The sequence below is a fragment of the Flectobacillus sp. genome (assembly GCF_049240685.1).
Lineage (GTDB): Bacteria > Bacteroidota > Bacteroidia > Cytophagales > Spirosomataceae > Flectobacillus.
This window is the reverse complement of sequence record NZ_JBMLSD010000301.1, coordinates 1-4,928: the sequence shown is the minus strand read 5'-3', so window position 1 is coordinate 4,928 and position 4,928 is coordinate 1. Positions and strand designations below refer to the sequence as shown.

Sequence of the window (4,928 nt, the reverse complement as noted above, 5' to 3'; positions counted from 1 at the left end):
CTCCGCTTTCACCTAAAAAACCTAAAAGACTATTAAATGGAAACCTTTCTAGAAAAAGCAGCTGCTCATATTTTTCAAAAACATAGTATTCATCATCTAAGTAACATTTGTATCGTTATTCCGTCTCGACGTGGGGTTTTGTATTTCAAACAAGCCCTTGCCAATCAGGCAGATGCGCCATTTTTGGCGCCTGATGTGATGGCAATCGACGACTTTGTGATGAATGTAACGGGACTCAAGCAAATAGACCCAGTTGCTTTGCTTTTTGAACTATATGACGTTTTCAAAACAATTGATCCGCTCGTTGTTTTTGAACGCTTTATGACTTGGGCTCCCACTTTACTGAATGACTTTGATAAAATAGACCAATATCTGGTCGAACCCAAAAAGCTTTTTAGTTTTATGTCCGAGGCAAAAGCTTTGGAACGCTGGCAAATGCAATTGGGTGAATCTCAACGTGACCGTCTCAAAAGTACCGAACGTACCGACCGATATTTCAAACTTTTTGAAAATATTCATGAGGTATACAACCTTCTACAAGCTCGCTTGCGTGAAAAAGGTTTAGTCTATCGTGGAATGGCATATCGTGAATTAGCCGAACACGTGGATACTTATTTGTTGGATAATCCACAACATAAAAAATACTATTTTGTGGGTTTCAATGCGCTCTCTAATGCGGAAGAAAAAATCATTCGTTCCTTACTAAAAAGAAAAGAAGGAAATGATTTTTTTGCTGAAACGCTATGGGATTCAGACGCTTACTATTTAACAAACAAGGACCAAAAGGCAGGAAATTGGCTGCGAGATTACCGTACAGGTAACAATATGCCTGACCAATTGCCTTTGTTCAACAATGAGTGGAATTGGGTATCAAATGAGTTGCTAAAAGGTCAAAAAAATGTCCAAATCATAGGCGTTGCCAATGCCTCAATGCAGGCTAAAGTCGCAGGGAAAATCTATGCCGACTGGAATCAACAGATAGAAGGGCAAACTCAAACGGCCATTGTATTGGGCGACGAAAACTTACTGGTGCCTGTGATGAACTCATTGGGAAAAGATGTTGCCAATCTGAATATTACGATGGGGCTTTCGCTCAAAAACTCGATGCTTTTTACTCTAATCGACGCCATGTTCGAGATGCAACGTAATTTAGTGGAGTTCAAAAATGCAGACGGAGAAACCAAACGTATTCCTAAGTTTTCGTACAGACAAGTAGTTCGTATTCTCAATCATCCGTTTGTGAGAAGATACGAGGCTATGCATTATCCTTTGGTAGAGGAGCTTACCGAAAATGAGCAATTGCAAAACCCTATCAGACAGACCCTTCGAGATATTACCATTCATAATAAAGTCTTCTTGAGCTCGAAAGAATTGAAAGAAATGGGGCAAGATGACCGACTTTTTAATATCGTCTTTAATCACTGGGAACAAAAACCTAAAAAAGCTGTCGAACAGTTTTATGCCCTTATCGATTTGTTGCGTGAGGTATATCGTGAGCGTCAGGATGCGGTCGAAAATGAATATTTGTATCAGTTTTATTTGCTGTTACAACGCATGGAAATGATTTTGGCAGAACGAGGAGAGTCCGTTTCTATCAAAAGTTTCAAGACCTTTTTGTATGAATTAATCAAACAAACCAAAATACCTTTCGAGTCCGAAACAGACCAACGTTTGCAAATTATGGGTATGCTCGAAACACGTACTTTGGATTTTGAACGCTTGATTATTTTATCAGTCAATGAAGGCGTTTTACCACAAGGAAAAAGACAAAATACCCTGATTCCCTACGAAGCTTTGTCTGACCCACAGTTTAATTTACCAACGCATAATCACGCAGATGCCGTTATGGCATATCACTTTTTTAGACTATTACAAAGAGCTAAAGAAGTGGTATTGGTGCATGTATTGCCATCGGATACCTATGGCGCAGCCGAAAAAAGTCGCTTTATTTTACAAATAGAACACGAACTTCGTCACCTCAATCCAAACTTGAATATTACCCAAAATCAAGTCAATTTCGAAACTGAGATTACGGCAGAGGAGGAGGAAAGTGGACTAAAAATCGAGAAAACGCCCGATATGCTGGCGATGATAGAACAAGAAATCAACGAGCGAGGGATATATCCTTCGCATATTAATCAGTTTGTGGATTGTTCGATGCAATATTATTTCAACAAGGTGGCAGGTATTGCACCAGAGGAGGAAGTCGCCGAAAAATTGGCCTCTGATTCATTTGGTAACTGGATTCACAAGACTTTTGAAAATATAGACACAGCTTTTTTAAAAGGTGATGATTTAATCGAAAAGACAGATGGTATTATTCAGCAATCAGATTTGGAGTTTGTTCTGAAAAATATAGATACCTATTTGAAAAAAGCATTTGAACAAACCAATCCCGGACTTCGAATGACTGAGGGCGAAAACTATATTTTGTATCAAGTAGGCGAAACCTTGGTCAAGAAGTTCTTGAAATTTCAAATAGCCAACGAGTCCTTTCCTATTGAATTATTAGATGCCGAGAAAACCTTGAAAGTTGGCCTAGAAGTAGAAGTAAACGGCAGAACCATTCCCTTTAAATTGGCTGGACGCATCGACAGAATTGATAGAATTCATGGGCGAACAGTGCGAGTGATTGACTACAAAACAGGTTTGGTAAAACCTGAAGATTTGAAAGTCAAAACTGAGTTGATAGAGGAAGTCTTACTAGAGGAATCAGAGAAAGGTAAACTCCGTCAACTATGGCTGTACAAATACATGATTCTGAAAAGGATGATGACGCAATATGGCCTGAGTATTCGAGGAACAAGGCTGAAGGCAGATGAAAATAAAGTAGTGTCAGGAATTTACTCTTTCCGTAATATAGAGGCAGGTTTATTAGAACAAGATTTTAAGTTTTCGGACGATGAGACAATAGAGGAATTTATGATTTCGTCAGAACAATATTTGGCTAAATTTTTAGAAAAACTGCTTAATCCCGAAATCCCATTTTCTCGTACAGAAGATAGAGATATTTGTACTTATTGCGATTTTAAACGCATTTGCGGCAGATAGAGGGGAAGGAGTTTTGAATGATGAATTGTGAATTGTGAATGGTGAAAACTAAATTAAAAATAATCACTAATTCACAATTCACTAATTCACCATTACAAAAAGCTCTAGTTGGTTTTCAACAACTCAACTTCAAAAATCAACACAGCACCACCAGGGATATCTGGACCTGCACCACGTTCGCCATAAGCTAAGTTGTGTGGCAAATAGAATTTGTATTTACTTCCTGTAGGCATCAACTGCAAACCTTCTGTCCAACCAGAAATTACTTGGTGCAATCCGAAAGAAATTGGGTCATTGCGCAAAACGCTACTATCAAAAACAACGCCATCGATAGTTGTACCGTGATAATGTGTCAAAACTTTGGCAGTCGGACCCGATGGTTTTGGACCAGTACCTTCTACCAATACTTCATATTGTAAACCACTAGCTGTTTCGATAACCTCTGGTCTTTTTTTATTTTCTTCCAAAAAAGCCTTACCTCTAGCGATTTCGTTTTCTAATACTTCACGAAGTTGTGCACGCTGACGCTCAAAAATGTTCATGTGATAAAAATTTATTAAATGAAAAATGCTTCAGATTCAATTGCCCGAAGGCGATACAAAATTACAAACTTTCCTTTTATGAATACCTTTAAACAAAAAAGGATTACAGTCCGTTAAATTATTGAGATAACCAAAGCGATGATAGCTTGGTTCAAAATAGTCCAATAGATTAGAATTTCATGAAAAAACAAGCCATCAAACCTACCAGATATTTTTCTAATCAAATACTAGCCGACGCCCGCCAACGAGGCGACCAACTGGCTGATGTTTGTATTCAATCGGTATTTGAACAAGTTGGGATGACTGGCTTGAGAACCTTTTTTCAATGGTTAGTCAAGGAAGATTTTGATTGGAAAAGTCAGTTAGATTTTGTGCAAAAGTATTTTCAGGATAATGCTGTTTTTCCTTCTTTTTACCAAGAAAAACAATTTCAAAAAGGTTTAGATTTTGCTCAGAAGCATCAGGCTGATATTGCCTTAATGCTAGGATGCTTATCGTTGCCATATTGTTATGCAGGCGCAGATGGAGCGAAAGTTTTATGGATGTCAGAAAGAATTGGTAAAGATACTCGCAAGCGTTTGGAAGAAACGGGCAATTTTGTTTTTGGGGTATTAAATCCTAAGCAATGGAAAAGCTCAGAAGCAGGCATTCCAATAGCGATGCTACGTATTTTGAAAGTTCGATTGATGCACGCATCCATTCGATTTTTTACCTTATATCATCAAACTTGGGATACAAAGGCCTTGGGATTGCCTGTAAATCAGGAAGATATGGCAGGTACAAATCTGGCATTTAGTTATATTGTGATAGTAGGAATGCGCAAAAATAACCTATCCTTTTCGGATGAAAATGCAGAGGATTATCTTCATACTTGGAACACCATCAATGCGCTAATGGGCGTAGAGATAGAGCTTTTGCCCCAAAACCTTCGGGAAGCATTTGTATTGGCTAAAGCGATTGCTAAACGCCAATTTCGGACTTCTGAGGAAGGAATCGGTCTAACCAAATCGCTTTTGAAATCATTAGAAGACTTTATTGAAAATCCGCTGCTCAAAACAATTCCAAGTGCTTTTATGCGTCATTTATTAGGAAAAGAAGTAGCAGATTTACTCCAAATTCCAAATAATCCTCTTGAAGAGCGATTGGTGCCTTTTATTCCAGTTAAGGCAGTGTTTGGGTTTTGAGGGGGAGACAAAGGCACAGAGGCACAGCGTCTAGTGGCAAAGGCACAAAGGCACAGAGGGACAAAGTGTTTTTTTTAAAGTGGCAAAGGCACATAGGCACAGAGGGGCAAAGTGTTTTTTTTAAGTGGTAGAGGCACAGAGGGACAAAGTG

General features: G+C 38.6%; 3 protein-coding genes. 2 read left to right on the top strand and 1 reads right to left on the bottom strand.

What is annotated here, in order from left to right:
• Positions 1 to 36: 36 nt before the first annotated feature.
• Positions 37 to 3,051 (top strand): PD-(D/E)XK nuclease family protein, encoded by a 3,015-nt coding sequence (locus ACOVQ4_RS13530; protein WP_421821161.1) that lies wholly within the window; start codon positions 37 to 39, stop codon positions 3,049 to 3,051.
• Between the two features lie 104 nt (positions 3,052 to 3,155).
• Here ACOVQ4_RS13530 and ACOVQ4_RS13525 read toward each other — a convergent pair whose 3' ends face one another.
• Entirely contained in the window at positions 3,156 to 3,593 is a 438-nt protein-coding gene (locus tag ACOVQ4_RS13525; RefSeq protein WP_095163525.1) for an FKBP-type peptidyl-prolyl cis-trans isomerase, read from the bottom strand.
• Between the two features lie 179 nt (positions 3,594 to 3,772).
• On the opposite strand from ACOVQ4_RS13525, the gene ACOVQ4_RS13520 reads away from it, so the two are divergent.
• Positions 3,773 to 4,777, top strand: a complete 1,005-nt coding sequence (locus ACOVQ4_RS13520; protein ID WP_421821160.1) for an oxygenase MpaB family protein — start codon at positions 3,773 to 3,775, stop codon at positions 4,775 to 4,777.
• Positions 4,778 to 4,928: the final 151 nt, after the last annotated feature.